This is a genomic window from Stenotrophomonas sp. JAG2, assembly GCF_041080745.1.
GTDB classification, from domain to species: domain Bacteria; phylum Pseudomonadota; class Gammaproteobacteria; order Xanthomonadales; family Xanthomonadaceae; genus Stenotrophomonas; species Stenotrophomonas maltophilia_AA.
In genome coordinates, this window is sequence record NZ_JBEUMH010000008.1 from 1 (window position 1) to 26,831 (window position 26,831).

At 66.7% G+C, this 26,831-nt stretch carries 28 protein-coding genes; 14 read left to right on the top strand and 14 right to left on the bottom strand.

Translation table 11 applies throughout. The features are described from left to right. Positions 1 to 42: 42 nt before the first annotated feature. From AB9O74_RS11760 to AB9O74_RS11790, 7 genes are all read right to left on the bottom strand, one after another. Positions 43 to 1,467, bottom strand: a complete 1,425-nt coding sequence (locus AB9O74_RS11760) for a replicative DNA helicase (RefSeq protein WP_121037974.1) — start codon at positions 1,465 to 1,467, stop codon at positions 43 to 45. A gap of 214 nt (positions 1,468 to 1,681) precedes the next feature. Next, a complete protein-coding gene (locus AB9O74_RS11765) occupies positions 1,682 to 2,242 on the bottom strand; it encodes an NADPH-dependent FMN reductase (RefSeq protein WP_346478225.1) in 561 nt (186 codons plus the stop codon). 167 nt (positions 2,243 to 2,409) lie between these two features. Continuing rightward, positions 2,410 to 4,353, bottom strand: a complete 1,944-nt coding sequence (gene asnB, locus AB9O74_RS11770; RefSeq protein ID WP_369349423.1) for an asparagine synthase (glutamine-hydrolyzing) — start codon at positions 4,351 to 4,353, stop codon at positions 2,410 to 2,412. Positions 4,354 to 4,356: 3 nt separating this feature from the next. Further along, complete coding sequence (locus AB9O74_RS11775) at positions 4,357 to 6,636, bottom strand: thiamine pyrophosphate-dependent enzyme (protein ID WP_369349424.1); 2,280 nt, start codon at positions 6,634 to 6,636, stop codon at positions 4,357 to 4,359. Positions 6,637 to 6,683: 47 nt separating this feature from the next. Then, on the bottom strand, positions 6,684 to 7,343 hold the full coding sequence (locus tag AB9O74_RS11780) for a glutathione S-transferase family protein (protein WP_369349425.1): 660 nt from the start codon (positions 7,341 to 7,343) through the stop codon (positions 6,684 to 6,686). A gap of 90 nt (positions 7,344 to 7,433) precedes the next feature. Next, on the bottom strand, positions 7,434 to 7,985 hold the full coding sequence (locus tag AB9O74_RS11785) for a GNAT family N-acetyltransferase (RefSeq protein ID WP_369349426.1): 552 nt from the start codon (positions 7,983 to 7,985) through the stop codon (positions 7,434 to 7,436). Between the two features lie 131 nt (positions 7,986 to 8,116). Continuing rightward, positions 8,117 to 8,947, bottom strand: coding sequence for a glycine zipper 2TM domain-containing protein (locus tag AB9O74_RS11790; RefSeq protein WP_369349427.1), 831 nt, complete (start codon positions 8,945 to 8,947; stop codon positions 8,117 to 8,119). Positions 8,948 to 9,106: 159 nt separating this feature from the next. Between AB9O74_RS11790 and AB9O74_RS11795 the strand changes: the two genes are divergently transcribed. After that, entirely contained in the window at positions 9,107 to 9,331 is a 225-nt protein-coding gene (locus AB9O74_RS11795; RefSeq protein WP_369349428.1) for a DUF6116 family protein, read from the top strand. Next, a complete protein-coding gene (locus AB9O74_RS11800; RefSeq protein WP_369349429.1) occupies positions 9,328 to 10,101 on the top strand; it encodes a TatD family hydrolase in 774 nt (257 codons plus the stop codon). Before AB9O74_RS11795 ends, AB9O74_RS11800 begins: the two co-directional genes overlap by 4 nt. On the opposite strand, the gene AB9O74_RS11805 is transcribed toward AB9O74_RS11800, so the two are convergent. After that, positions 10,075 to 11,478: an MFS transporter gene (locus tag AB9O74_RS11805; RefSeq protein WP_369349430.1), complete on the bottom strand. Its 1,404-nt coding sequence runs from the start codon at positions 11,476 to 11,478 to the stop codon at positions 10,075 to 10,077. The two genes, AB9O74_RS11800 and AB9O74_RS11805, sit on opposite strands and share 27 nt — an antisense overlap. Before the next feature lie 98 nt (positions 11,479 to 11,576). On the opposite strand from AB9O74_RS11805, the gene AB9O74_RS11810 reads away from it, so the two are divergent. After that, complete coding sequence (locus tag AB9O74_RS11810; RefSeq protein ID WP_369349431.1) at positions 11,577 to 12,449, top strand: LysR family transcriptional regulator; 873 nt, start codon at positions 11,577 to 11,579, stop codon at positions 12,447 to 12,449. A gap of 28 nt (positions 12,450 to 12,477) precedes the next feature. Here the strand turns inward: AB9O74_RS11810 and AB9O74_RS11815 are convergent, their stop codons facing one another. Then, complete coding sequence (locus AB9O74_RS11815; protein ID WP_319212080.1) at positions 12,478 to 13,287, bottom strand: tRNA threonylcarbamoyladenosine dehydratase; 810 nt, start codon at positions 13,285 to 13,287, stop codon at positions 12,478 to 12,480. Between the two features lie 94 nt (positions 13,288 to 13,381). On the opposite strand from AB9O74_RS11815, the gene AB9O74_RS11820 reads away from it, so the two are divergent. Together AB9O74_RS11820 and AB9O74_RS11825 are read left to right on the top strand one after the other, a co-directional pair. Beyond that, positions 13,382 to 13,822 (top strand): cytochrome c, encoded by a 441-nt coding sequence (locus AB9O74_RS11820; RefSeq protein WP_176989476.1) that lies wholly within the window; start codon positions 13,382 to 13,384, stop codon positions 13,820 to 13,822. 118 nt (positions 13,823 to 13,940) lie between these two features. Further along, positions 13,941 to 14,426 carry a glycine zipper 2TM domain-containing protein gene (locus tag AB9O74_RS11825; RefSeq protein WP_019185918.1) on the top strand — a complete coding sequence of 162 codons (486 nt, stop codon included), beginning with the start codon at positions 13,941 to 13,943 and terminating at the stop codon, positions 14,424 to 14,426. An 88-nt stretch (positions 14,427 to 14,514) separates the two neighbouring features. Here AB9O74_RS11825 and AB9O74_RS11830 read toward each other — a convergent pair whose 3' ends face one another. Continuing rightward, the gene (locus AB9O74_RS11830; protein WP_019185917.1) at positions 14,515 to 14,718 is read right to left on the bottom strand and encodes a cold-shock protein; all 204 of its coding nucleotides are present in this window, start codon (positions 14,716 to 14,718) and stop codon (positions 14,515 to 14,517) included. A gap of 232 nt (positions 14,719 to 14,950) precedes the next feature. On the opposite strand from AB9O74_RS11830, the gene AB9O74_RS11835 reads away from it, so the two are divergent. From AB9O74_RS11835 to arsC, 3 genes are all read left to right on the top strand, one after another. Then, positions 14,951 to 15,436: a DUF456 domain-containing protein gene (locus tag AB9O74_RS11835; protein WP_369349432.1), complete on the top strand. Its 486-nt coding sequence runs from the start codon at positions 14,951 to 14,953 to the stop codon at positions 15,434 to 15,436. Between the two features lie 153 nt (positions 15,437 to 15,589). After that, entirely contained in the window at positions 15,590 to 16,756 is a 1,167-nt protein-coding gene (locus AB9O74_RS11840; protein ID WP_369349433.1) for a phospholipase A, read from the top strand. Then, positions 16,756 to 17,109: an arsenate reductase (glutaredoxin) gene (arsC, locus tag AB9O74_RS11845; protein ID WP_346489713.1), complete on the top strand. Its 354-nt coding sequence runs from the start codon at positions 16,756 to 16,758 to the stop codon at positions 17,107 to 17,109. The genes AB9O74_RS11840 and arsC overlap by 1 nt, the downstream gene beginning before the upstream one ends. Before the next feature lie 9 nt (positions 17,110 to 17,118). Here the strand turns inward: arsC and AB9O74_RS11850 are convergent, their stop codons facing one another. Further along, entirely contained in the window at positions 17,119 to 17,463 is a 345-nt protein-coding gene (locus AB9O74_RS11850) for a hypothetical protein (protein WP_346489712.1), read from the bottom strand. A 185-nt stretch (positions 17,464 to 17,648) separates the two neighbouring features. Between AB9O74_RS11850 and AB9O74_RS11855 the strand changes: the two genes are divergently transcribed. Continuing rightward, complete coding sequence (locus AB9O74_RS11855; protein WP_369349434.1) at positions 17,649 to 18,758, top strand: sterol desaturase family protein; 1,110 nt, start codon at positions 17,649 to 17,651, stop codon at positions 18,756 to 18,758. A 6-nt stretch (positions 18,759 to 18,764) separates the two neighbouring features. Here AB9O74_RS11855 and AB9O74_RS11860 read toward each other — a convergent pair whose 3' ends face one another. Continuing rightward, a complete protein-coding gene (locus AB9O74_RS11860) occupies positions 18,765 to 19,400 on the bottom strand; it encodes a glutathione S-transferase family protein (RefSeq protein ID WP_369349435.1) in 636 nt (211 codons plus the stop codon). 160 nt (positions 19,401 to 19,560) lie between these two features. On the opposite strand from AB9O74_RS11860, the gene AB9O74_RS11865 reads away from it, so the two are divergent. Continuing rightward, positions 19,561 to 20,196 carry a LysE family translocator gene (locus tag AB9O74_RS11865; protein WP_369349437.1) on the top strand — a complete coding sequence of 212 codons (636 nt, stop codon included), beginning with the start codon at positions 19,561 to 19,563 and terminating at the stop codon, positions 20,194 to 20,196. Between the two features lie 101 nt (positions 20,197 to 20,297). On the opposite strand, the gene AB9O74_RS11870 is transcribed toward AB9O74_RS11865, so the two are convergent. After that, positions 20,298 to 21,815, bottom strand: coding sequence for a fumarate hydratase (locus tag AB9O74_RS11870; protein WP_261996983.1), 1,518 nt, complete (start codon positions 21,813 to 21,815; stop codon positions 20,298 to 20,300). A 153-nt stretch (positions 21,816 to 21,968) separates the two neighbouring features. Between AB9O74_RS11870 and AB9O74_RS11875 the strand changes: the two genes are divergently transcribed. The 4 genes from AB9O74_RS11875 to AB9O74_RS11890 all read left to right on the top strand — a co-directional run bounded on the left by AB9O74_RS11875 (position 21,969) and on the right by AB9O74_RS11890 (position 26,189). Further along, positions 21,969 to 22,865: an RNA polymerase sigma-70 factor gene (locus tag AB9O74_RS11875; protein WP_369349438.1), complete on the top strand. Its 897-nt coding sequence runs from the start codon at positions 21,969 to 21,971 to the stop codon at positions 22,863 to 22,865. 35 nt (positions 22,866 to 22,900) lie between these two features. Continuing rightward, positions 22,901 to 23,344, top strand: coding sequence for a carboxymuconolactone decarboxylase family protein (locus tag AB9O74_RS11880; protein WP_346478207.1), 444 nt, complete (start codon positions 22,901 to 22,903; stop codon positions 23,342 to 23,344). Positions 23,345 to 23,442: 98 nt separating this feature from the next. Continuing rightward, positions 23,443 to 25,314, top strand: coding sequence for an ABC transporter ATP-binding protein (locus AB9O74_RS11885; RefSeq protein ID WP_369349439.1), 1,872 nt, complete (start codon positions 23,443 to 23,445; stop codon positions 25,312 to 25,314). A gap of 95 nt (positions 25,315 to 25,409) precedes the next feature. After that, positions 25,410 to 26,189, top strand: a complete 780-nt coding sequence (locus AB9O74_RS11890; protein ID WP_354273483.1) for a ferredoxin--NADP reductase — start codon at positions 25,410 to 25,412, stop codon at positions 26,187 to 26,189. Positions 26,190 to 26,296: 107 nt separating this feature from the next. Here the strand turns inward: AB9O74_RS11890 and AB9O74_RS11895 are convergent, their stop codons facing one another. Continuing rightward, complete coding sequence (locus AB9O74_RS11895; RefSeq protein WP_369349440.1) at positions 26,297 to 26,779, bottom strand: glutathione peroxidase; 483 nt, start codon at positions 26,777 to 26,779, stop codon at positions 26,297 to 26,299. Positions 26,780 to 26,831: the final 52 nt, after the last annotated feature.

Here is a 26,831-nt window from a genome sequence, read left to right on the forward strand (position 1 = left end):
CCCCCCCCCCCCCCCCCCCCCACTACCGTAGCGCCTTCGGCGCTACTCGAACGAACCCACCGAATCGTGCGACAGGTTGTCGAACCGGGTGTACTCGCCGAAGAACTTGAGCTTGCACGAACCGGTCGGGCCGCCTCGGTGCTTGCCGATGATGATCTCGGCCAGGCCTTTGTCCGGCGACGTTTCCTTGTTGTAGTAGTCGTCGCGGTAGATGAACACGATCATGTCCGCATCCTGCTCGATAGCGCCGGATTCGCGAAGATCGGCCATCACCGGGCGCTTGTCGGTACGCGTTTCCAGCGAGCGGTTGAGCTGGGAAAGCGCGATCACCGGCACGTTCAGCTCCTTCGCCAGACCCTTCAACGAACGCGAGATCTCCGAGATTTCCGTCGCGCGGTTTTCGCTGTTGCCCGGCACGCTCATCAGCTGCAGGTAGTCGATCACGATCAGGCCCAGGTCGTGCTCGCGCTTGAGGCGGCGGCACTTGGAACGCAGGATCTCCGGCGACACGCCCGGCGTATCGTCGATGAAGATCTTGGTTTCCTTCAGCATCCGGATCGCACCCGTCACCCGGCTCCAGTCTTCATCTTCCAGCTGGCCGGTACGCAGGCGCTGGGCGTTGATGCGGCCGTTGGAGGAAATCAGGCGCATCGCCAGCTGCGAGGCCGACATTTCCATCGAGAACACCGCCACGCCCTTCTTGGACTTGATCGCGGCGTACTCGGCGATGTTCAGCGCCAGCGTGGTCTTGCCCATTGCCGGGCGCGCGGCCAGGATGATCAGATCGGTCGGCTGCAGGCCGGCGGTCATCGCATCGAAATCGGTGTAACCGGTCGGGAGGCCGGTGATGTTGCCGCCGTTCTCGAAGCGGTTGCGCAGCTCTTCGAAGGCGTCTTTCAGCGCGCCGGGCATCGCCACGAAATCGGTGCGGCCACGTGCGCCCTGCTCGGCGATCGCGAACACGGATTTTTCCGCTGCCGAGAGCAGTTCGCTGCTCTCGCGGCCTTCGGGCTGGAAGCCGTCGTTGACGATGTCCGTACCGACCTGGATCAGCTGCCGCAGCACCGCCTTGTCACGCACGATCTCCGCGTAGGCACTGATGTTGGCGGCCGACGGCGTGGTGCTGGCCAGTTCGATGAGGTACGCGCCGTCACCGACCAGCTCCATCTTGCCCTGCGATTCGAACCACTCGCCCAGCGTCACCGCATCGAACGGACGGTCGCGCTCGGACAGCTCGCGGATCGCGCGGTAGATCATCTGGTGATCGCGGCGGTAGAAGTCGGTTTCGGTCAGCTGGTCGTTGACCCGGTCATAGCTCTCCGGGGCCAGCATCAGCCCGCCCAGCACCGCCTGTTCGGCCTCGATCGAATGCGGCGGCACGCGCAGGGCGTCGATGCGCATCTCATCGCGATCAAAGCGGTCACCGCGGTCTTTGCGGTCGGAACGGAAGCCAGAACGGGCGGACATGGGGGGCGTACTTCCTGCAATGTGAGGCGTGGGACATGGTAGGCACGCGGGGAGCCCCGCAGCCATGCACAAACCTGTGGATAAACAGTGGATGAGCTGGGGATACCGGCGCCTGCCGGTACGATCGGCCGGGGCCGTCGCATCGCGTGCGACGGACGCCCTTGCGACGTCCGTCCCCGCCATTATCGCAGAAGCATGACCCGCTCGCGGTGGATCAGTGCGTGCCGCCGTGGGTGCCGACCCAGGCAATGAATGTGTCCACGAAGCCCTGCAGGAAGTCCTTGGTGCCGGCGTTGCTGATCGTGCCGTTTTCGTCGATCAGCCCTTCCTTGAAGTGCAGGAAGGCCTCGGGCTGGCCCAGCACCGGCATGTCCAGGTAGGCCAGGATGTTGCGCAGGTGCTGCTGGGCCAGCGCGGTGCCGATCACGCCGATCGAGGCGCCGATCACCGCTGCCGGCTTCCCGGCGAAGGCACTGTCGCCATACGGGCGCGAGCCGAGGTCGATGGCGTTCTTGAGCACGCCCGGGACCGAGCGGTTGTATTCGGGGGTGACGAACAGCACCGCATCCGCGTCGCGGATCTGCTGCTTCAGGCGGACACCCTGGCTGGGGTAGTCCTTGTCGAAATCCTGGTTGTACAGCGGCAGGTCGCCGATCTCCACGTAGGAGAACACCGCCTTGCCGGCCGCCAGTTTCTCCAGCGCGCGGGCCAGCACCTTGTTGTGGGAGCCCTTTCGCAGGCTTCCGACCAATACGGCGATCTTGTATTCGGCCATCACGTCATCTCCGTTCGGGGGAAAGGACCAGCCTAGGCGGGCTTACCTTCGGCAACGGTGAAGGCGGCGTCAGCCACGCATGGCGTGGCTCTACAGCCGACACCACATCCGGTAGAGCCACCCCATGGGTGGCTGCCTTCCGCCCAGACCTGACAGCACAGGCGGCGCTATGCGCGTGTCACGTCGGCGCGTGCGTTGCGCCAATGCGCCTGCCAGGCCTGGAACATCAGCACGTTCCACAGATGGGTGTGCCACTTGCGCTCGCCCTGCTTGAACTGCTGCCACAGCGGCGCGACCGCCTCGACGTTGAACACGCCCTCCTCGGCCAGCCGCGCCGGATCCAGCAGTTCATCGGCCCAGCCGCGCAGGTCGCCCTTCAGCCACGCGCTGACCGGGGCCCCGAAGCCGCGCTTGGGACGGTGCACCATGTCCTGCGGCACGTAGCGGCCGAGTACGCGCTTGAGCAGGTACTTGCTGACCCCGTCGCGCTGTTTCATCGCCATCGGCAGCGACCAGGCGAACTCCGCCACGCGCCAATCCAGCAGCGGCGCACGCGCCTCCAGGCTGACCGCCATACTGGTGCGATCCACCTTGCACAGCAGATCATCCGGCAGATAGGTACTGAAATCGGCCAGCATCATCGCGTCCGCCGGCGAGCCGGCGCCGTGCAGCGGATCGGCCAGGTCGTAAAAGCTGCCGGCCGCCTGCGCGCCACGCACGGCGGCAACCGGGTCGCGCCAACGCGAAATGCGGTTGCGGTAGACATCACCAATGCCACGCGCGCCGGACTCGGCCAGCAGCGCAGCCAGGCCGCCGGTGCGCGAGGCCTCGCCCTGCGTGTGCGCATGGCGGGCCATCCAACGCCGCAGCGGCGCCGGCACCTTGCCCAGCAGGCGCCAGTTGCGCATCGCCCGCTGGTAGCGGGTGTAACCGAAGAACAGTTCATCGCCGCCGTCGCCCGACAGCGCTACCGTCACGCCCTGCCGCGCCAGCTTGGCGACCAGCGCCGTGGGCACCTGCGAGGCATCGGCGAAGGGTTCGTCGAACATCGCCGGCAGGCTGGGCACCACCGCGAGCGCGTCGGCACCGCTGACATACAGCTCGGTGTGATCGCAGCCCAGGTGCTGGGCCAGCGACTTGGCCAGCGGCGCCTCGTCATGGTCCGAGCCGGTGAAGCCGATGCTGAAGCTGTGCACCGGCTGGCTCGACTGCGCCTGCATCAAGGCGGCCACCACCGAGGAATCGGTACCGCCGGAGAGGAACACGCCGACCGGCACGTCGGCCACCATGCGCAGCGCGACCGCGTCGCGCAGCACGGCATCCAGGCGCTCTTCGGCCTCGGCCTCGTTGCCGGTGAAGGGCGCGGCGAGCGCCTGCTGCATGCGCTCGCGCGCATTCCAGAACGGCTGCTGCAACTGGTCCGGGCGATGGGCGGCGGCGCCGGCGGCGACCGCCTCGGCATCCAGCCGCAGCACGCGGCCGGGCATCAGCTTGAAGCAGCGCTCGTGGATGCAGTGCGGCGCGGGGATGTAGTCCAGCCGCAGCAACAGGGTCAGCGCATCGCGGTCGACCTCGTTGTCGAAGGCCGGGTGCTGCCACAGCGCCTTGAGCTCGGAGCCGAACACCAGTGTTTCACCGGCCCAGCCGTAGTACAGCGGTTTCTTGCCGACCCGGTCGCGGGCCAGCCACAGGCAGCGCTCGGCGCGGTCCCACAGGGCGATGGCGAACATGCCGTTGCTGCGCTGCAGGGTCTCGTCGAAGCCCCACTCGGTAATCGCGGCGAGCAGCACTTCGGTATCCGAATGGCCGCGGAAGCCATGCCCCAGGGCGTCCAGCTCGGCGCGCAGTTCGGCGAAGTTGTAGACCTCGCCGTTGTAGGCCAACACGTAGCGACCATCGGCCGAGGTCATCGGCTGATGCCCCAGCGGCGACAGGTCCAGGATGCTCAGCCGGCGATGCGCCAGCGCGATGCCGGCGGAAGCATCGGCCCACACCCCGCTGTCATCCGGGCCGCGGTGCACCAATGCGTCGCCCATGCGCCGCGCCTGTTCTTCCAATGCTGCCTGCTCTCTTGCCGGAGCGGGCAGCAGCATGCCTGCCAATCCACACATGTATCAAGGGTCCTGCGCCAGCGCGAGGGCGGCGTTCAATACCGCATTGTCGCTTGGAAGCACGCACAATGCTGCCCCCGCCAGCGGCGTGTAGGTATCGGCGCCGCATACCCGCCGGATCGGCAGGTGCCCCAGCCCCGCCTCGACCAGCGCGGTGATCACGCCCTCGCCCACCCCGGCACTGTGCCGGCCCTCATCGACCACCAGCACGCGCTGGGCATCGGCGGCCTGCGCGGCGATGAAACCCGCATTGAGCGGCACCAGCCAGCGCAGGTCGACCACCCGCACCTGCCAGCCCAGCTGCTGCTCGATCGCCCGTGCCGCGCGCAGGCTCATCGGCACGCCGTTGCCATAGGTGAAGATGACCAGGTCACTGGCCTCCGGCGCGTAGACCCGGCCCTCGCCGAGCACCAGTGCCTGGTCGGCGGCCGGATACGGGAACAGCCACTGACCATCGCCGGGCGCGTGCAGGTCCTTGGTCATGTACAACGCGATCGGCTCGAGGAACACCGCGACGCGGCCATCGACGGTCGCCAGCGCCGCCAACGTGCGCAGCATCATCGCCGCATCGTCGCCGCGCGAAGGACAGCCGACCACCAGCCCGGGAATATCGCGCAGCGCGGCGATCGAGTTGTCGTTGTGGAAATGCCCGCCGAAGCCCTTCTGGTACCCCAGCCCGGCGATCCGCACCAGCATCGGGTTGCGGTACTGGTCGTTGGAGAAGAACTGCAGCGAGCAGGCCTCGCCCCGCAGCTGGTCCGCCGCATTGTGAAGATACGCCAGGTACTGGATCTCGGGGATCGGCAGCATGCCCAGGTTGGCCAGGCCCTGCGCCATGCCCAGGATCATGGTTTCATCGAGCAGGGTATTGAACACACGGCGCGGCCCGAAGGCCTTGAGCAGGCCCTTGCTGACCGTGTACACCCCGCCCTTCTGCGCGACGTCCTCGCCGAACAGCAGCGTGGACGGGTACTTGGCCATCAGATCGTGCAGTGCCTGGTTGATCTGTATCGCCAGATGGCGCGGCGGCTGTGCTTCCGGCAACTGCGCCGGACCGCCAAATGCAGCGGCGCGCGCCTCATCGCCGGCCATTCGCGTGGCTTCGGCATGCACCGCCGCCGGCGAATACGGCGCCAATGGCGCGATGACCTCGGCCAGCGCCGACAACTTCGGGCGTCGATCCGCTTCGGCGGCGGCGGCGAAACAGCGCACGCGCACGCGCTCGTACAGATCGAGCACCTGCCCTGCCGTCATCCAGCCGGACGCCATCGCGATCGCCGCCGAGCGCAGCAGCGGATCGCTGGCCTCGGCCGCGCACAGTTCCGGCAACGGCCGCCATTCGATTTCGAAATCCGTACCGGCATGGCCCATCAAACGCGTGGTGCGCAGGTGCAGGAAGGTCGGGCGCCGCGTCTGCCGGCAATGTGCCAGCGCGCGCTCCACCTGCGCATGCCCCTCGACCAGGTCCAGACCGTCAGCGAAGAAGTAATCCAGGCCCGGGCGGTGCGCGAAGCTCTGCGCGATCCAGCCATCCGGTGTCTTGACCGAAATGCCGATGCCGTTGTCCTCGCAGACGAACAGGATCGGCGCGGGAAGGCGCTGGTAGGCGGCCCACGACGCCGTGTTGAACGCGGTCTGCGCGGTGGCGTGGTTGGCCGAGGCATCGCCGAAGGAGCAGATCACCACGCTGTCGTCGGGAATCGGCAGTGTGTGGCCGATGCGCCGCCCGCTTTCGATGGCCAGCGCCGTGCCCAGCGCCTTGGGCAGGTGCGACGCGATCGTCGAGGTCTGCGGCAGCACCCACAGCGGCTTGCTGCCCCACACCTTGTGGCGCCCACCGCTGGCCGGATCGTCCCGACTGGCCGCGAACGAAAGCGCCGCATCCATCACCGGGTCCATGCCCGGCAGCTTGCGGAAGCGCTCGGCCATGAAGCCGCCGGAACGGTAGTGCAGGAACGCCGGATCGGTGTGCCGGGCCAGGCGCGCCACCAGCGCATTGCCCTCGTGGCCGGACGAACCGATCGTATAGAAGACCTTGTTCTGCACGCGCAGCACGCGCGCCATCAGGTCCAGATGGCGGCTGATCAGCTGCGACTCGAACAGGTCGGCAAAGCCCTGCGCATCCAGCGTGCTGCCGGGCAGGATGGGGCTGCCGGGTGCTGGCGTCGGCACGGGATCGCCGCGCCATTGCTGAACGAAATCGATGAAATTGGCATCGCAGATCTCGGCCCGGTTGAGGCCTTTCATGCGTGCGGGAATCGGATCGGGAACCACGGCAAACATGCATCACCCTCCGTGACGTGTTGCGGATGTGGACAACCGGATGGACCTCAGATGGACTGCGCGAACAGGGCCTGCACCTCCGGCAGCGGCGTGGGCATGGGCACGAACCGCGGCTGCTCGCGCACGCGCTGCAGCCAGCCCTGGACCGCCGGGTACGGCGACAGCGCGACGCCGCCGTCCGCCGCGACATCGGTGTAGGCGAACAACGCGATATCGGCGATACCGTAGGCCCGTCCACTGAACCATGGCGACGTGGCCAGGTGCTCTTCCATCACCGCCAGGGCCTGTGCCGAGCGCTCGCGCAGGCGCGTCAGCTCGTTGCGTCGCGGCGAGTCCAAGGGTGTCCAGCCGCTGATGAAACGTGCGACCGCGAGGCAGGGCTCGTGGCTGTACTGCTCGAAGAACATCCAGCGCAGCGTCTGCGCGCGCTCCCAACCATCGGTGGACAGATATGGCGTGCCCTCCGCCAGCCAGAACAGGATCGCGTTGGATTCGGGCAGCACGCGCCCGTCGTCGCGCTGAACCAGTGGCACCTTGGCGTTGGGATTCATCGCCAGGAAATCCGGCGTATGGGTCTGGCCGTGCGCACTGTCGACTTCGACCCAGTGGTAGCGCGTGCCCAGCTGCTCCAGCAGCATCCGCACCTTGTGGCAGTTGCCCGACACGGACATGCCGTACACCGTCAATGGAGCCCGCAACGACGTCATCGCACCCTCTTGGCCATGCATCGCGGGCGGCCTGCCCGCGATGCCGAGTCTGGCCTCACCGCATCGCCTTTGCCAAGCGCGGGTGCAGCATCACCGTTGCGTGGCGCGGCGCTGCTGCCATTGCTGGCGCGACTGGCCCCAGATCTCGATCGGCGTGCCGGCATGCGGCGGCGGCAGCTCGCCCATCCGCAGCAGCGAACTGCCCAGCTTGCGCGCGACGACCTTGGAATTCTCGTTGGCGGCATCGATGGTGTGGATGACCTCTTCCCAGCCGAGCGTGTCGAACGCCCAATCCATGCTGGCCACCGCCGCTTCGGGCGCATAGCCCCTGCCCCAGCTCTCGCGGCGGATGCTCCAGCCGACCTCGGTGCCCGGCCAGTCCAGCGGCTGCCAGGGGCCCATGCGGCCGACCCAGTCGCCACTGCTTTTTTCGATCACCGAAAACATCGAAAACCCATACAGGTGCCAACTGCCGACCAGGCAGCTGAAGCTGCGCCAGGCCTGCGACGGTGCCTGCACGCCGCCGAGGTGCTGCATCACCTCCGGATCCGAACAGAAGCGCAGGAAGGCATCGAAATCCTCGGCGCGCGGTGGGCGCAGGATCAGACGGTCGGTCTCCAGCCGGAGGTCGAAAATGCTCATGGCGTCCTCTGTGAGTGCAGGTGTACGCAGATGATCCCAGAACACCGATCGGCGCGCTGCACCGCTGACCCCCACAACGCAGCACGCCGGCAGATGCCGGCGTGCGGGTGATGCATTCGAGCTGCTGGCACTTACTGCCTGTTCGCATCCAGTGCGGCGGTCTGGGTGACCAGCTGGCCGTCGATCACCGGCAGGCGATCGCTGCTCGGCTTGTTGTCCATCTTCACGGTCTTCTCGGCGCCGTCGTAGCGGTAGGTCACGTTGTAACCGGTCACCGCATTGGTGGTGCCCATCGGGATGCGGTTGCCCGGCTTGCTGGCCATGCGCATGGTGCCGGTGGTGCCGTCTTCATTGCGGTAGGTCACGTTGTAGCCGGTGACGCGGGTCGACTCGGAGGTCGCGGTTTCGGTATGGCACTGGCGCTCGGTACGGTTGACCACCCGGCCACCGACATGGCGCTTGTCGACCTGGTTGCCGATCATGCCGCCGGCGACGGCACCCGCGGCCGTGGCAGCCTTGCGGCCGTTGCCACCGCCGACCTGGTTGCCCAGCAGGCCGCCGATCACGGCACCGGCGACGGTACCGCCGACATTGCCGTCGCGCTCCGGCAGACGTTCCTGGACGACCACGTCCTGGCAGACTTCATGCGGCGTCTGCGTGCTGGACGTCTCGCGCACCGGCTCGGTGCCGATCACGGTGGCGTAGGCCTTTTCTTTCTTGGTCAGCGGATCGACCTTGACGATGTCGGCGTACTCGAGCTTGCCAGTTTTGTCTTCGATGGCCAGCTGATCAGTGCGCGCGCCATCGTCGGCGAGCGGCGTGGTGTCCAGAGTGGGCCGGGTCTGAGCAGCGGTCACCGCATCGGGCGAGGAACTGCCGCCCTTCATGAAGGCAGCGGTGGCGATCCCGCCGACCAGCAGCGCACCCGCAGCGACCAACGCAGTAGTAGTTGTACTTTTCATAACCGGCTCCTTGCGGACGATCCGCAACGTTCTTGAGTGAATTCCAGCACGGCCACCCTGAACGGAATCTCCACGGATCGTGAACATCCGGCCGCCCATTCAGGTTCGGTGAGCCTTGGGCTCGTGATAGCGTTTACAGCATCTGCCCAGGAGTGCCCCATGTCCAATCCCATACTGTTGCCGGTGCTGGAATGGGCGCGTCGGCTGCGCTACCCCACCCTGTTCAAGATCACCGCCGCCCTGTTCGCCGTGACCCTGGTGATTCCGGACCCGCTGCCGTTCGTGGATGAAATCCTGTTCGGCCTGGGCACGCTGCTGCTGGCCAACTGGAAACGACGCGGCGACAAGACACACCCGCCACTGCCGGCCAAGCGCCGCGCGTGAGGTTGATCGACAGCCACTGCCACCTGGATGCGGGCGAGTTCGATCCGGATCGCCCTGAAGTGATCGCGCGCGCCCGCGAGGCCGGGGTGCGGGCGCAGGTGGTGCCGGCGGTCACTGCCGCCAGTTGGCCCGGGCTGCGCGACGCCTGCCGGCTGGCCGACGGGCTGCACCCCGCCTACGGGCTGCACCCCATGTTCCTGGACCAGCATCGCCCCGAACACCTGGAGGAACTGCGCGCGTGGCTCGAGCGCGAGCGCCCCTGCGCGGTGGGCGAGTGCGGGCTGGATTTCTTCGTGGAGGGTCTGGATGCGGACGCCCAGCTGCACTACTTCCTGGGCCAGCTGCGGCTGGCACGCGACTTCGAGCTGCCGGTGATCGTGCATGCGCGCCGTGCGGTGGATGCGGTGATCGCGGCGATCAAGCAGATCGGCGGGCTGCGCGGCGTGGTCCACAGCTTCTCCGGCAGCCCCGAGCAGGCGCGGCAGCTGCACCAGCTGGGCTTCCTGATCGGGCTGGGCGGCCCGTTGACCTATGACCGCGCCCAGCGCCTGCACCGCCTGGTGGCCAACATGCCCCTGGAGCAGCTGCTGCTGGAAACCGACGCGCCGGACCAGCCGGATGCGGGCATCCGCGGCCAGCGCAATGAGCCGGCGCGATTGCCGGTGATCCTGGCGGCGGTGGCACGCCTGCGCGGGGAACCGGCCGAGGCGATTGCCGCGCAGACCACGGCCAATGCGCGCACCCTATTCGGGCTTCACGGTTTCTCCTGAAGCGCGCAACGGATCGAGCGGCCCCGGGCGCATGCCAAACCAGCACAGGACGCTCGCCAGCAATAGCGCTCCCGCCGACATGCCGATCGACATGTGCATGCCATGCATGAACGCATCCGGCGCGCCATCGGCGACCAGGCTCCCAAACAGGGCGACACCCAGCATGCCGCCGACCTGTCGCGCGCAGTTGAGTACGCTGGAGGCAATGCCCGCCCGCGACCGCTCGACCGATGCAAGCGTCGCGTTGGTCATGGTCGGCACCACCAAGGCGACCCCGCTTGCCGCCATCAGCATCGGTACGATCAACAGCGCGTACTGGCCCCCGATGCTCACCCGCATCAACAACAGGTAACCCGATCCCGCCAGCGCAAGGCCCATGAACATCAGCAACCTGGGACCGAGACGCGTAATCAGGCGCCCCGCCACCACATTGAGTGCGACCAGAACGAGGGTCATCGGCAGAAAGGCCAGCCCGGTCTGTTGCGGCGACAGATGCTGCTGCATCTGAAAAAACAGACTGAACACGAAGATCAGACCGTAATAGGCGAAATTCACCGCGACGCCTGCCAACGAGACGATGGAGAACGTGTGATTCCGAAACAGATTCAATGGCAGCATGGGTGAGGTGCTGCGTGCTTCAATCCAGAGGAAGGCCGCGAGGGACATGAGCGCCAACAGCGTCCCTCCGCGCACCACGCCATGCTGCCAACCCAGCTGGCCTGCCTCGATCAAGGTCATGGTGGTCGCTGCCAGCGCGACCATGGCAGCCGCCTGCCCACGCCAGTCGAGGCCACGCCGATGTCCGCCGCCGGACGGCGCCGCATGCCGGAGCGTCAGGCAGATTCCGATCAAACCCATCGGAAGATTGATCAGAAACACGCTGCGCCAGCCTGCATGCGCTACCAGCACTCCGCCCAGCACGGGACCGGCAGCCAGAGCCGCTCCCCCGAGAGCGCCCCACCACCCGACGGCACGGCTACGCGCCTGGCTGTCCGGAAATGCCTGCTGCACCATGACCAGCGAGTTGGGTACCAGCAACGCCGCGCCCATGCCATGGATCAGCCTGGCCCCGACCATCACGGGCAGGCTGCCCGCAAGCCCGCAGGCAGCCGACGCCAGAGTGAATACCACCAAGCCCGAGAGATAGAGCCGGCGCGCGCCGAAGCGGTCGCCCAGCGCCCCGCTGGTAAGCAGCAGTGCGGCGAAAGCCAGGGTGTAGGCATTGACCACCCACTGCAAGCCGGCCACATCGGTTGAAAATTCATGCTGCAGAGCATCCAGTGCGACGTTGACCACACTGATGTCCAGCAGCACCACCACGAAGCCGAGCGCGGCGGCCCAGAGCGTACCGCGCGCGGAAGCAGGAAAAGCTGCCATTTGGGGTCCCACAAGCAGAAGAGACCGTCCATGCTAGGCTTGGCGGGCACCCTCGAAAATTCCCCGAAATCACACTCCATACCTGCGAAAACGCACAGATGTTCGACTGGGAGAATCTCCGTCATTTCCTGGCGGTTGCGCGCGACGGCACCTTGTCAGGCGCGGCTCGGGCGTTGCATGTCGACCATGCAACCGTCAGCCGTCGTGTTGCGGCCCTGGAGGTCGAACTCCAGGTTGCGCTGGTCGAGCGCTTGCCACGCTCCGTCCGCCTTACCGCGATGGGCGTCCAGATTTACGAGCACGCCAAGGCCATGGACGCCTCGGCATTTGCTGTCGCGCGCGTGAGCCGGGCCAGCCAGGATGCTGTCAATGCCAGGGTGACCCTTAGTGCACCACCAGTGCTGGTGGCGCACCTGTTGGCGGAACGGGTTGCCGACTTCCGGGCAGCGCAGCCCGGCATTCAACTTTCCGTGTCGGCGCAGGCCCAGCAGGTATCACTCGCCCGCCGCGAGGCGGATGTGGCTCTGCGGCTCGTCCGCCCCAAGGAAGCCAGCAGCGTTGTGCGCAGAATCGGACGAATGCCGTTCGCGCTCTATGCCAGCCACGCGTACGTCGCCAACCGTCGGCCCGAAGACTGGGCCTTCATTGCCTATGACACGCAGTTTGCTGACATGCCCCAGCAGCAGTGGCTGCTGCAGATCGCGGGAAGCCGTACCGTGGCGTGCGAACTGAGCGACATCAGCAGTCATCGGGCAGCCGCTCTGGCCGGAGCGGGCGTGGCCGCGTTGCCGCGCTTTCTCGGTGATGCCGCGCCCGGACTGACTCCGCTGGAGCATGACGGAGCGCCGTTCTGGCGTGACATCTGGCTGGTGGTGCACCGTGACCTCCGGCGGTCACCCTCGGTACGCACGGTCATGGACTTTGTGGCGAAGGTCGTCGCGGACCGGCCCGGCCTCGGGTTGGACGCGTAGGCCGGTGCACTGCCGTGACCGCAGCGGCTCAGTCGGCCGTGACCGCCTTGGCCGGCTTCTTCATCAACATCTCCAGCGCCTTGCCCACCGCCGCGAACGCGAACGCACCGGTGATGTGGGTCGCCGCGCCCAGTCCGGCGCCGCAGTCCAGCTTCAGCGCCGCATCCGCGCCGAGGTTCGGACGGATGCCACATACGCTGCCGTCAGCCTGCGGGTATTTCACGTTCTCCAGCGAGTACACCGCCGGCACGCCGAAGTAACGCGAGGCGTTCTTGGGGAAGTTGAAGTCGCTGCGCAGCTTCTTGCGGATCAGCGCCATCATCGCGTCGTGCTCGGTGCGCGAGACATCGCGGATCCGCACCAGGGTGGGATCGGTCCGCCCACCGGCCGCGCCAACGGTCAGGATCGGCAGCTTGCGGCGGCGGCACCAGGCAATGGTTTCGACCTTGACCCGGAAGCTGTCGCAGGCGTCGATCACCAGATCAAAATCGCGGTCCAGCAGCTCGACCATGTTGGACACCGTCAGGAACGAGGCGATCGCATCGACGCTGATGTCCGGGTTGATCGCCCGGCAGCGCTCGGCCATCGCCTCGGCCTTGTTGCGGCCGTACTGGCCGGCCAGCGCCGGCAGCTGGCGGTTGGTGTTGGACACGCAGATGTCATCGGCATCGATCAAGGTCAGGTGCCCGACCGCCGTGCGCGCCAGCGCCTCGACCACCCACGAGCCCACGCCGCCCATGCCCACCACCGCCACCCGGCGGCTGGCGAGCAGATCCACGGTGCCTACTCCATACAACCGGTCGATGCCGGCAAATCGTTCGCGCAGTACGTCGTTCATGCGCCTATTTTAATGCGCACTGGCCCGGCCGGGACGCGCCGTGGACAGGACGCGTCGTACCATCGCCGCAGCCACCCTCAAGGAAGCCCTCACCATGAACGACCCCGTGACCCCGCAGCGCCGCCCGTCCGCCGCCTACCGCTACCTGTTCGTCGGCCTGCTTGGCCTGGTGATCGGCCTGATCGCCACGGTGATGGTCTCGCGCGCTATCCAGGCCCGCCAGGACCCCTTCCCGGATTCGCTCATGCACGTGATGAACCGCCAGGTGGAACTGCTGCAGGCGGCGCAGGCGCAGAACCGCTGCAGCCTGGCCGACACCGTGCCGCGCCTGCAGACCCTGCGCTCGCTGTCCAATGACCTGGACCTGGCTTTCCCCGGCCTGAAGGACAGCCAGGGCTTCCAAACGCACGCCAGCGCCCTGCGCGCCACCCTCAATGAGGCGCTGGCGGCACCGCCGACCGACTGCCCGGGCATGGCCACGCTGGTCGAGAAGATCCAGACCGACTGCAAGGCCTGCCACCAGGATTTCCGCTGATTCATCTTCCAGCCACGCTGGCGGCCCGGGATTGGCACGCTGTTCACGCAGCACAGGACACGATCTGCTCCATGCGCACCAGACGCATTCGACCACCCCTCTGGCCAGGAGATACACCATGAAGATTCAACTGATTGCCGCCGCTGCCGTTGCCACCGTCGCCCTGGCTGGCTGTGCCACCACCTCGCCGGGTTACGGCAGCAGTGGTTACAACAACGGTTACGGCAATTCCGGCGGCAACTACAACACCAACCGCTGTGCCGACTGCGGCATCGTGACCCGCATCAACCAGGTCGCTTCGGGCCGCAGCGCGCCGAGCGCGACCGGCGCAGTCCTGGGTGGCATCGTCGGCGCGGTTGCCGGCCATGAAATCTCCGACCACACCGGTGGCAGCCGCGGCAACAAGAACATCGCGGCCGCCGCAGGCGCAGTCGGTGGCGCGCTGGCCGGCAACCAGATCCAGAAGAATGTCACCAGCGACACCTTCGACATCACCGTGCGCATGGACGATGGCCGTACCGTCGTCGTGAACCAGCGCGATCTGGGCGGTATCCGCGAGAACACCTACGTCCGCGTGGTCAACGGCAAGGTGATCCTGCGCTGATCAGCGCAACGTCACTCGCAGGCAATAAAAAAGGGCCCGCGCAAGCGGGCCCTTTTCGTGTGTCAACCAGGCAGGACCCGGTCTGCGCTCAGAGCGGCTTCACCTTGTCGGCCTGCAGGCCCTTCTGACCGGTGACCACTTCGAACTCGACCGCTTGACCTTCCTTCAGGCTCTTGAAGCCCTGGGATTCGATCGCGCGGAAGTGCACGAACACATCTTCGCCGCTCTCACGGCTGATGAATCCGAAACCCTTCGCGTCGTTGAACCACTTGACGGTGCCCTTCTCAGCCATCTCAGCTACTCCCTAACTGTCTTGTTGTTGGATACACCCGTACAGGCGGCTGACAGCAAGGGGGAAGCGAGGTGCAACGATGCAGCGGATCTGGAAGATCTACCATCATCAGGCCACGATCCACGGTGACCTTGCCAAGCTCAGCGTCTGCAACTTAACCCGAGCAAAACGAAAAAGCAACTGGCCAAAACCTTCGGATGTCAACCCCATTTCAGGAACCATACTGGACAGCATGGACTATTCATTCATCTTGTACCTGCTAGCCGTCGTTCTGGTGCTGGTCGGCATCGCCGGCGTGATCCTTCCCGCCCTGCCCGGCATTCCCCTGGTGTTCGCCGGATTGCTGCTGGCGGCATGGGCGGACGATTTCGTCCATGTCGGCTGGTTGCCACTGACGGTGCTGGGCCTGCTGACGCTGCTCTCCTTCGCGGTCGACATCCTGGCCACCGTGGTCGGGGCACAGCGGGTCGGCGCCAGCCGCAAGGCGCTGTGGGGCACCTTCCTGGGCAGCATCGTCGGGGTGTTCTTCATGCCGATCGGGCTGTTCGTGGGGCCGTTGGCCGGCGCCCTGCTGGGCGAGTACTGGCATACCCGCGAGCTGGGGCGTTCGACCAAGGTGGGCCTGGCGACGTGGCTGGGCATCCTGCTGGGATTCGCCTTGAAGCTCGCACTGGTGATCGCGATGCTGGGGCTGTTCGCCTTCGCCTGGTTCTTCTGACCGCACCGCGGCAGTGCGGCTTCACGCCCTGAGCACACCATTGACCGGCATAAACCCGGTCAGATCGATGATGTCGTGCGCTGGCGGGAAATCCGGGCAGCGGCGACACTGTGCGGTTAGACCCATTCATTCTTGTCACGCGGCCCTGCTCCCATGACCATGCCCCATTCCCGTTCCGCCCTGTTCACCGCCCTGGCCCTGGCCTGCGCGGCGCTGCCTGCTGCTGCCCAGGAGGCCGCGCCCACCCCGGCCTCGCCGGAGGCCTGCGCCCTGGTGGACACTGACGCAGCGCGCCTGGCCTGCTACGACAAGCTGTTCGGGCGTACGCCCGAGGTCACCCTGGCCGCCGATGCCGCTGCCACCGCCGCCAAGCAGGAGCGCCGCGAAGAACGTCAGGCCTCCCGCAGTGCCGACGCCGACGCGCCCGCGACGCAGCGGGTCAAGCAGCGCCTCGGCGAAGTGTTCAAGAACGACGGCCATGAAGATGCGCTGGCCAATGCCGGCAAGGGCTCGCTGCTCGACAGCCGTTGGGAGCTCGCGCAGGACTCCAAGCTCGGCGCCTTCCAGCTGCGCGCCTACAAGCCGGTCTACCTGCTGCCCGCGTTCTGGACCAGCGACAAGAACCAGATGCCGCAGTCGCCCAACCCGGTCAACACGGTCAACACCTCGCAGCAGCTGGACAGCGCGGAACTCAAGTTCCAGCTCAGCTTCAAGACCAAGATCGTGGAGAACCTGTTCGGCGACAACGGCGACATCTGGGCCGGCTACACGCAGAGCTCGCGCTGGCAGGCCTACAACGCCGACAACTCGCGCCCGTTCCGCGAGACCAACTACGAGCCGGAAGTGATGATGATGTTCCGCAACGGCTACTCGATCGGCGGCTGGCGCGGACGCATGAGCGGGATCAGCGTCAACCACATGTCCAACGGCCGCGCCGATCCCCTGTCGCGCAGCTGGAACCGGGTGATCGCCACCGTCGGCCTGGACCGCGAAAACTGGGCGCTGGTGCTGCGCCCGTGGTATCGCATCCCGGAAGACCGCAAGGACGACAACAACCCGGACATCTCCGATTACATGGGCCGCGGTGATGCCACCCTGACCTGGAACAAGAACGGTCACGAGGTCTCGCTGATGGCGCGTCACTCGCTGCGCGGCGGCGACCGCTCGCACGGTGCGCTGCAGCTCGATTACGGCTTCCCGATCAGCAACCTGCTGCGCGGCCACGTGCAGATCTTCGATGGCTACGGCGAGAGCATGATCGACTACAACCACAAGGCCACGTATGTCGGCCTGGGTGTGTCGCTGCTGGAGTGGTATTGATGGCGGTGACGATCTGGCACAACCCCCGCTGCAGCAATTCACGCGGGGCGCTGGAACTCCTGCGTGAGCACGGCATCGAGCCGGTGGTGATCGAGTATCTGAAGACGCCGCCGGACCGCCCGACGCTGGCTGCGTTGATCACGCGCATGGGTATCGCTCCGCGTGAGTTGCTGCGCAGCAAGGAGCCGGCCTATGGTTCGCTCGGGCTGGACGACGCCGCGCTGTCCGATGCCGCGCTGATCGAGGCGATGGTCGCCCACCCGGAACTGATCAACCGCCCGATCGTGGAGACCCCGCGCGGGGCACGCCTGTGCCGGCCGCCGGAGACGGTGCTGGAGATCCTGCCGGCGTAAGGCCGCGCCTCAGCTGCCTCCGCAGCGGCTGGTACATCGGTTGTTATCCTCGCCACAGGTCAGCGCGGGCAGCCGGTTGCGGCAGTAGTCGCGGCTGGCCTGGCATGATTTACGCAGGTCCGGGTTGTCGATCTTGTCGCACTTCGCGTCGCGCTGGGTCGCCACCCCGGCGCCACAGCTGTCGCCGCTGCCAAATCCCGTCCGGCTGGTCATGCAACTGTCGTACTGGCGTTGGCACTGCTGCATGCACTGGTTGGCAGCGGTGACGTCGCGCAGACTGGGCGGGTTGGCGTGGAAATCGCCATCACTGCTGCAGGCGGAGAGCAGCAGGGTCAGCAGCAGCGCGGACAGCATCCTTGGCATCGTCGTACTCCGTGTCGAAAGCACCCGGTCATCGCCGCGTGCGTACATGCCCCGAATGTAGCATTCCTCGCGTGCCGGGCTAAGACCCGGGCGGCCAGCGCTGCCGCAACCGCCTCTTCCATTACGCCGGCTCCCGCACTCACACTACCCTTGCCCTTTCACCTGGATGCCAGCGGATGGCCCGACCACGACGCTCGTTCTTCGCCTACGCCTCCGCCTTGCTGGGCCTGCTCAGCCTGTTGGGCGTGGCCTGCTTCCACTTTCCGGATCTGCTGACCAGCCGCGAGTTCCGCGCGGTCTACAACGAACAGTTCGCCCGCCACCTGCTGCTGGTCGGGTTGGCCGCCGCCTTCATGCTGGGCACGATGGCGATCCTGCGCGACCGCAACAAGCGGATCGCCACGGTCGGCGTCGGCAGCGCCACCCTGGCAGTGCTGCTGGGGGGTACCAATGTCCAGTTCGATTCCATCGGGAAGACACCCTACTCGCTGGGTCTGGACTGGTTCGTGCTGTCGCTGTTCTTCTCGGCGCTGGTGTTCGTGCCGCTGGAGCGCTACCTCGGCAAACACGTGCTCTCGCCGCTACGGCCGGGCTGGCGTACCGATGTCGGCTATTTCTTCATGAGCCACGTGCTCGTGCAGTTCATCCTGATCCTGGTGACCGCCTCGACCTCGACCATTGCCGGGCTGGCCGCGTTTCCTGCGCTCAAGACGCTGATCCAATCGATGCCGGTATGGCTGCAGTTCCTGATCGCCGTATTCGTCGCGGACATGGCCCAGGCGCTGCTGCACCGCGCGTATCACAACACCCCATGGCTCTGGCGCTTCCACGCGGTGCACCACTCCAGCCGGCACATGGACTGGCTGGCCGGCTCGCGCATCCATTTCGTCGAAATCGTCATGACCCGCAGCTGCGTGCTGCTGCCACTGCTCATACTCGGATTCTCGACCCCGGCAATCAACGCCTACGTGATCCTGGTGGGTCTGCAGGCGGTGCTGGCGCATGCCAACCTGGGCATCCGTTTCGGGTGGCTGGAGTACCTGCTGGTGCTGCCGCGCTACCACCACTGGCATCACGCGCGGCAGCAGGAGTACGTCGACGTCAACTATGCCATCCACCTGCCGCTGGTGGACATGCTGATGGGCACCTTCAAACTGCCCCGCGATCAACGGCAATGGCCGCAGGAATACGGCGTCATGAAACTGGAAACCGTGCCCAAGGGCCTGCTCAACCAGCATCTGATGCCGTTCCGTGCGCGTCGCACCTTCGACGAGTACGTCGACTGACGTTACTCAGCGCCAGTCGGTGATGCCCTCGCGACGGTAGACCTCGGCGAACGCCGGGCGGGCTTTCAGGCGATCGGCGTAGGCCTTCAATGCCGGCCAGGTGTCACTCGGCGTGGGCATGTTGCGCGACCAGCGCATCAGCATCACCACCATGAAATCGACCACGCTCAACGACTCGCCCAGCACATACGGGCCGCGCGTGGACAGGTGCCCGGCCAGATGCTGCCAGGCGCCTTCCAGTCGCTCGCGCGCCCGCTGGCGGGTCGCGTCCACGTGCTCGGGGCCGGCCATTTCCTGCGGGTAGAACCACGCCCGATACGCCGGTTGCACGGTATTGGCGCACCAGAACATCCAGCGGTAGGCCTCGGCGCGCTCGGCGGTCCCCGGTGCGGGCAGCAGGGCCGCGTCGGGATGGCGGTCTGCCAGATGCAGCGCGATCGCTGCCGCTTCGGTCAATACCTGCCCGTCCAGCACCAGCGTCGGCACCAGGCCCGCGGGATTCAAGGCGAGATACGCCGCGTCCTTGTGCTCGCGCTTGTCGAAATCCAGCAGCACCAGATCGTGCTCGATCTGCAGTTCCAGCAGCAGCCAGTGCACGACCAGGGCGGCGGTACTCGGTGATCCATACAGCGTGGTGCGCATGTGCAGGGCCTCTTGAGGGAGGCGCACAGTATGCGCCCGCGCTCCGTGCCATCCCATGGGTACAGAGCACCGGCGGTGGGGACGCGTTCTGTCTCTGCCACTGCGCCGCGGACGCTCGCAGAATGCCTCCTCTGCCCCGCCGTGCGCCCAGGATCCTCCCATGCCCGATTCGTCCGCCCTGCTCGCCTTCGGTCTGATTTCGCTGGGCATGGTGCTGACGCCCGGGCCGAACATGCTCTATCTGATCTCGCGCTCGATCTGCCAGGGCCGCAGCGCCGGGCTGATCTCGCTGGGCGGTGTCGCGCTGGGTTTTCTGGTGTACCTGGCGTGCGCGGCACTGGGCATCACCGCGCTGCTGATGGCAGTGCCGCATGCCTACGACGTGCTGCGTCTCGCGGGGGCGGCGTATCTGCTGTACCTGGCCTGGCAGGCGCTGCGCCCCGGCGGACGGTCGCCGTTCCAGCTGCGCATGCTCAACCACGACAGCCCGCGCAGATTGTTCGGCATGGGCCTGTTCACTGCGCTGCTCAATCCCAAGATCGCCGTGATGTATCTCTCGCTGCTGCCGCAGTTCATCCAGCCCCACGGGCATGGCAGCGTGATGGCGCAATCGGTGGTGTTGGGCCTGGTCCAGATCGCGACCAGCGTCAGTGTCAACGCACTGATCGTATTGGCCGCCGGCAGTATCGCCACCTTCCTGGCCGGGCGCCCGCGCTGGCAGACGGTGCAGCGCGGCCTGATGGGCACGGTGCTCGGCGCGCTGGCGGTGCGCATGCTGGTGGACGCGCGCCGCTGAGGGAAAGCCCCGACCAACGGTCGGTGCCTGCCCGCGCCAGCCACGAAAAACGGCGCCCTGGGGCGCCGTTCTCGTTTCCAGCGTTGCCGCGACCGGAGGCCTCAGGCGACGACGACCGGAATCTTGCCGATGCGGGCCTGCCATTCGCGCGGGCCGGTCTGGTGCACGGACTCGCCGGTGGAATCCACCGCCACGGTCACCGGCATGTCCTGCACGGTGAACTCGTAGATCGCTTCCATGCCCAGGTCGGCGAAGCCCACCACCTTGGCGGCCTTGATCGCCTTGGAGACCAGGTACGCCGAGCCGCCGACCGCCATCAGGTAGGCCGACTTGTTGTCACGGATCGCCTCGATCGCCGCCGGGCCGCGCTCGGCCTTGCCGACCATGCCCAGCAGGCCGGTCTGTTCCAGCACCTGGCGGGTGAACTTGTCCATGCGGGTCGCGGTGGTCGGGCCGGCCGGGCCGACCACTTCGTCGCGCACCGGATCGACCGGGCCGACGTAGTAGATGAAGCGGCCCTTGAGGTCGACCGGCAGCGGCTCGCCCTTGTCCAGCATTTCCACCATGCGCTTGTGCGCGGCGTCGCGGCCGGTCAGCAGCTTGCCGTTGAGCAGCAGCGTCTGGCCCGGCTTCCAGCTGGCGACGTCCTCCGGGGTGATCGTGTCCAGATCGACACGGGTGCCCTTGGAGGCGTCATAGGTGATCTGCGGCCAGTCTTCCAGCGACGGCGGATCCAGCATCACCGGGCCGCTGCCATCCAGGGTGAAGTGCGCATGGCGGGTGGCCGCGCAGTTCGGGATCATCGCGACCGGCAGGTTGGCGGCGTGGGTCGGGAAATCCTTGACCTTGATGTCCAGCACCGTGGTCAGGCCACCCAGGCCCTGCGCGCCGATGCCCAGCGCGTTGACCTTGTCGAACAGCTCCAGGCGCAGCTCTTCGGCACGGTTGGAGGCGCCACGTGCCTTCAGTTCGTTGATGTCGATCGGCTCCATCAGCGACTCCTTGGCCAGCAGCATCGCCTTCTCGGCGGTGCCACCGATGCCGATCCCGAGCATGCCCGGCGGGCACCAGCCGGCACCCATGGTCGGCACGGTCTTGAGCACCCAGTCCACGATCGAGTCGGACGGGTTGAGCATGGCGAACTTGCTCTTGGCTTCCGAACCGCCGCCCTTGGCCGCCACGATCACCTCGACGGTGTCGCCCGGCACGACCTTGACGTTGACCACGCCCGGGGTGTTGTCCTTGGTGTTGACACGCTTGCCGGCCGGATCCGCCAGCACCGAGGCGCGCAGCTTGTTGTCCGGGTAGTTGTAGGCACGGCGCACGCCTTCGTTGGCCATGTCTTCCACGCCCATCGTGGCGTCGTCCCAGCGCACGTTCATGCCGATTTCCAGGAACACGGTGACGATGCCGGTGTCCTGGCAGATCGGCCGGTGGCCTTCGGCACACATGCGCGAGTTGATCAGGATCTGCGCCATCGCTTCCTTCGCGGCCGGCGACTCTTCGCGCTCGTAGGCAGCGTTGAGGCTCTTGATGTAATCGACCGGGTGGTAGTACGAAATGTACTGCAGCGCGTCGGCGATGGACTGGATGAGGTCTTCCTGCTTGATCGATGTCACGACTTGCTCGCTTGCTGGAGGCTGGCGGGGTTGAACCGCCGATTTTAACAAGGACCGCCCGGCGGCGTTGAGAATCGCTCGCGGCCGCGGCTTTTGGTGCACAGTGGCCGCCCAGCCTTGTCACAGCGGCCCGCCCTGCCGCGTCCTCCCGGCATGACCCCGACCGACACCTTCCAGACCCACCGCCCCCGCCTGTTCGCCCTGGCCTACCGCCTGCTGGGCAGCCGCAGCGACGCCGAGGACATCGTCCAGGACGCCTGGCTGCGCTGGCAGGGCTCCGACATCGCCGCGATCCGTGATCCGGAGGGCTGGCTGGTCACCGCGACCACCCGGCTCGGTTTGGACCGGCTGCGCGCGATGCGCAGCGCGCGCCTGGAGTACGTCGGGCCCTGGCTGCCCGAACCGCTGGAGATCGCCCTGGATCCGGACCCGCTGCAGGACCCGGCCCAGCGGCATGCGCTGGCCGACGAGGTCTCGGTGGCCTTCCTGGCGCTGCTGGAGCAGCTCAAGCCGGACGAGCGTGCCGCCTTCCTGCTCAAGGACGTGTTCGACTACGACTACCCGGATATCGCGCCCCTGCTGGAGCACTCGCCCGCCAACTGCCGGCAGCTGGTGCACCGGGCGCGCCAGCGGCTGCAGACGGGCGCCCCGCGCTTCACGGTCTCGCCCGCGCAGCACCGCGACCTGCTGGCGCGCTTCATGGACGCCTCGCAGCAGGGCGATCTGACCGCGATCCGCTCGCTGCTCGATGCCAATGCCGAGATGATCTCCGACGGCGGTGGCCGCGTGACCGCGGCGATCCGTCCCCTGCTGGGGGCCGAGCGCATCGCACAGCTGTACTGGGCGATCGCGCGCCGCAACGGGCAGCATCCGGCCCGGCTCGGCCAGGTCAACGGCGAGCCGGCGATCCTGCGTTTCGCCGGCGACCAGCTGCACTCGGTCACGATGATCACGGTCGATGCAGGGCGCATCGTGCGCGTGCTCAGCGTGCTCAATCCGGAAAAACTCACGGCCCTTGTCACAGCGCGCGACGCTGGCACGTCCTCCTGATGAAGACGGCCGCTGCGGCCGTCATGGAGTCCGTCATGTCTGCGTCCCCCCGTGTTCCCTACACCCGCCTCGCCGCCGAGGCCTTCAAGGGCCTGCTGGCCACCAGCAAGGCCGTGCACGACAGCTCGATCGATCCGGTGCTGATGGAACTGGTGTTCCTGCGTGTCTCGCAGATCAATGGCTGCGGTTACTGCATGGACATGCACGGCACCACCCTGCGCAAGGGCGGGATCGAACCGCGTAAGCTGGATACGCTGCCGGCCTGGCACGAAAGCCGCTTCTTCGATGCGCGCGAGCGCGCCGCGCTGGGCTGGGCCGAGGCGCTGACCCGGCTGAGCAGTGCGGCCCCCTCCGACGCCGCCTACGAGGCGCTGGCGCCGCACTTCGACGAGAAGGGCATCAGCGACCTGAGCATGGGCATCGCGGTGATCAATGCCTGGAACCGCCTCGGCGCCGGGCTGCTGCCGCCGCTGCCGTAAGGGTCGGGTAGTGCCGGCTTCGGTGCGTCCGCGTCTGCAATCTGCGCATGGACTGAATTCATGCATCAACCACGGCCACGGCGCGCACAATACCGCCCATGCCCGCCTCCCCCGCTGCCGGTGCACCCGGCCAGAAGAACCCCAGCCTGCGCGAGCGCGTCAATGCGATGCGCAACCTGCCCCCGTTCCTGCGCCAGGTCTGGCAGACCAGCCCCGGGCTGACCTTGGCCAGCCTGGGTCTGCGCGTGATCCGTGCATTGCTGCCGGTGGCGATGCTCTATGTCGGCAAACTGATCATCGATGCGGCAGTGCTGCTCAGCCAGCACGATGCGGGTTTCCCGCCGTTCGGCGAGGCCCTCTCCAGCGGGCTGCTGAACCCGCTGCTCGGCCTGCTCGCACTCGAGTTCGGCCTGGCGATGGCCTCGGACCTGCTCGGCCGCATGGTCAGCTACGCGGACACCTTGCTGTCGGAGCTGTTCACCAACGTCACCAGCGTGCGCCTGATGGAACACGCGGCCGAACTGGATCTGGAGGACTTCGAAGACCCCGACCTGCAGGACAAGCTGGACCGCGCACGGCGCCAGACCATGGGCCGCATGAACCTGATGAGCCAGCTGTTCGGCCAGGTGCAGGACAGCATCACCGTGGCCAGTCTCGCGGTCGGCCTGATCGTGTACGCGCCGTGGTTGATCCTGCTGCTCGCGGTCGCGCTGATCCCGGCGTTCATCGGCGAATCGCATTTCAACGCCGCCGGCTACAGCCTCAACTTCCAGTGGACGCCGGAGCGCCGTCAGCTGGAATACCTGCGCCAGATCGGGGCCAGCGTGGAGACCGCCAAGGAGGTGAAGATCTTCAACCTCCATCGGTTCCTGATCGACCGCTACAAACGGCTGGCGGAGAAGTTCTATCTCGCCAACCGTGCGCTGGCCCGCAAGCGCGCGATCTGGGGCACGCTGCTGGCCGCACTGGGGACGCTGGGCTATTACGCCGCGTATGCCTATATCGCGTGGCGCACCGTGCGCGGCGATTTCTCGATCGGCGACCTGACCTTCCTCGCCGGCAGTTTCCTGCGCCTGCGCCAACTGCTCGAAGGCCTGCTGATCGGGTTTTCGCAGGTCGCCGGGCAGGCGTTGTATCTGGACGATCTGTTCTCGTTCTTCCAGATCCAACCGGAGATCCATTCGCGCCCGGACGCGGTCGCCATTCCGCAGCCGATCACCGACGGCTTCGTGTTCGAGAACGTCGGCTTCCGTTATCCCGATGCCGAAAACTGGGCAGTGCGCCAGCTGGATTTCGAACTGCGCGCCGGCGAAGTGCTGGCCCTGGTCGGCGAGAACGGTGCCGGCAAGACCACCCTGGTCAAGCTGCTGGCCCGCCTGTACGACCCCGACGAAGGCCGCATCCTGCTCGATGGCCGCGACCTGCGCGATTACGACCTGGATGACCTGCGCGCCAACATGGGCGTGATCTTCCAGGACTTCGTGCGCTACAACCTCAGCGCCGGCGAGAACATCGGCGTCGGCCTGGTCGAGGCGATGACCGACGACGCCCGCATCCGCGATGCCGCCCGCCGCGGCATGGCCGACGAGGTCATCGCCGGCCTGCCCGGTGGCTACGACCAGCTCATCGGCCGCCGCTTCAAGATGGGCGTGGACCTGTCCGGCGGGCAGTGGCAGAAAATCGCGATCGCGCGTGCCTACATGCGCGATGCGCAGGTCATGATCCTGGACGAACCAACCGCTGCCCTGGATGCGCGTAGCGAGTTCGAGGTGTTCCAGCGGTTCAAGGAACTGTCCGACAACCGCACCGCCGTGCTGATCTCGCACCGCTTCTCCTCGGTGCGCATGGCCGACCGCATCCTGGTGCTGGCCGGCGGCCGTATCGAGGCCAGCGGCACCCACGCCGAACTGATGATCCAGGGCGGCCGCTATGCCGAACTGTTCGAGCTGCAGGCGGCCGGCTACCGCTGAAACCCCCGCCTGACGGGCCTGTCCGGCCAGTCAATGAGAATTTATCTCATTTGAGATAAACTAGACCCGACGAAACCGACCAGAACCCCACCCCCATGTCTTCCGCTTTTGGCGCCGAAACGGTGCTTGAGGTCCGTCACTGGACCGATGCCTACTTCAGCTTCACCACGACCCGCGACAGCGGCTTCCGCTTCGAGAACGGCCAGTTCGTGATGATCGGCCTGGAAACCGAAGCGCGCCCGCTGCTGCGCGCGTACTCCATCGCCAGTGCCAACTGGGAAGAGAACCTGGAGTTCTTCAGCATCAAGGTCCAGGACGGCCCGCTGACCTCGCGCCTGCAGCACATCCAGCCGGGCGACAAGGTGCTGGTCGGCAAGAAGCCCACCGGCACCCTGCTGATCAGCGACCTGCACCCGGGCAAGCACCTGTACCTGCTCGGCACCGGCACTGGCCTGGCGCCGTGGCTGTCGGTGATCAAGGATCCGGAAACCTACGAGCGTTTCGACAAGGTGATCCTCACCCACGGCGTGCGCTACGAAAAGGACCTGGCCTACCGCGACCTGTTCGAGAAGGAACTGCGCGAGCACGAATTCCTCGGCGAGATGATCGGCGACAAGCTGCTCTACTACCCGGCCGTGACCCGCGAAGCCTTCCCGAACCAGGGCCGCCTGACCTCGCTGATGGAAAGCGGCGAGATGCAGAAAACCCTCGGCCTGCCGCCGCTGGACCCGGAACACGACCGCGCCATGATCTGCGGCAGCCCGCAGATGCTGGCCGACCTGCGCACCGTGCTGGACAGCCGCGGCTTCCAGACCTCGCCGCGCATCGGCACCCCGGGTCATTACGTGTTCGAGCGCGCGTTCGTCGAAAAATAAGGTGGAGCCACGCCATGCGTGGCTGGACCCCGCCAAGGTAATTCAACACGAGCAGCCGGCCAGCGGCCGGCTCTACCCGTCGCCGCGGCCCTGGCCGGGCGACGCCGTCAACCCAGCGCGGCCTCGATATCCCCGCGCAGCGATGCCGGCGTGTCGGTCGGCGCATACCGCCCCAGCACCTGCCCCTCGCGGCCGACCAGGAACTTGCTGAAGTTCCACTTGATCCCGCGCGTCCCCAGCACCCCGGCCTTCTCGCGCTTGAGCCACTGCCATAGGGGATCGGCGCCGTCGCCGTTGACCTCGACCTTGTCCGACATCGGGAAACTGACCCCGTAGGTCAGCGAACAGAACTCCCCGATCTGCGCCGCATCGCCCGGCTCCTGGTGCCCGAACTGATCGCAGGGAAACCCGATCACCACCAGTCCCCGCGGCCCGAACTCCCGCCACAGCGCTTCCAGCCCCTCGTACTGCGGCGTGAATCCGCACTTGCTGGCCACATTGACCAGCAGCAAAACCTTGCCCTGGTACTGCGCCAAGGCCTGCGGCTGGCCGGACAGGTCCACGAACGGGAAATCGAAGGCGGTGGTCATGGCAGGGGCTCCGGTGGAAAGACCCATCTTAGCTCGCCCACCGCGTGCGGCC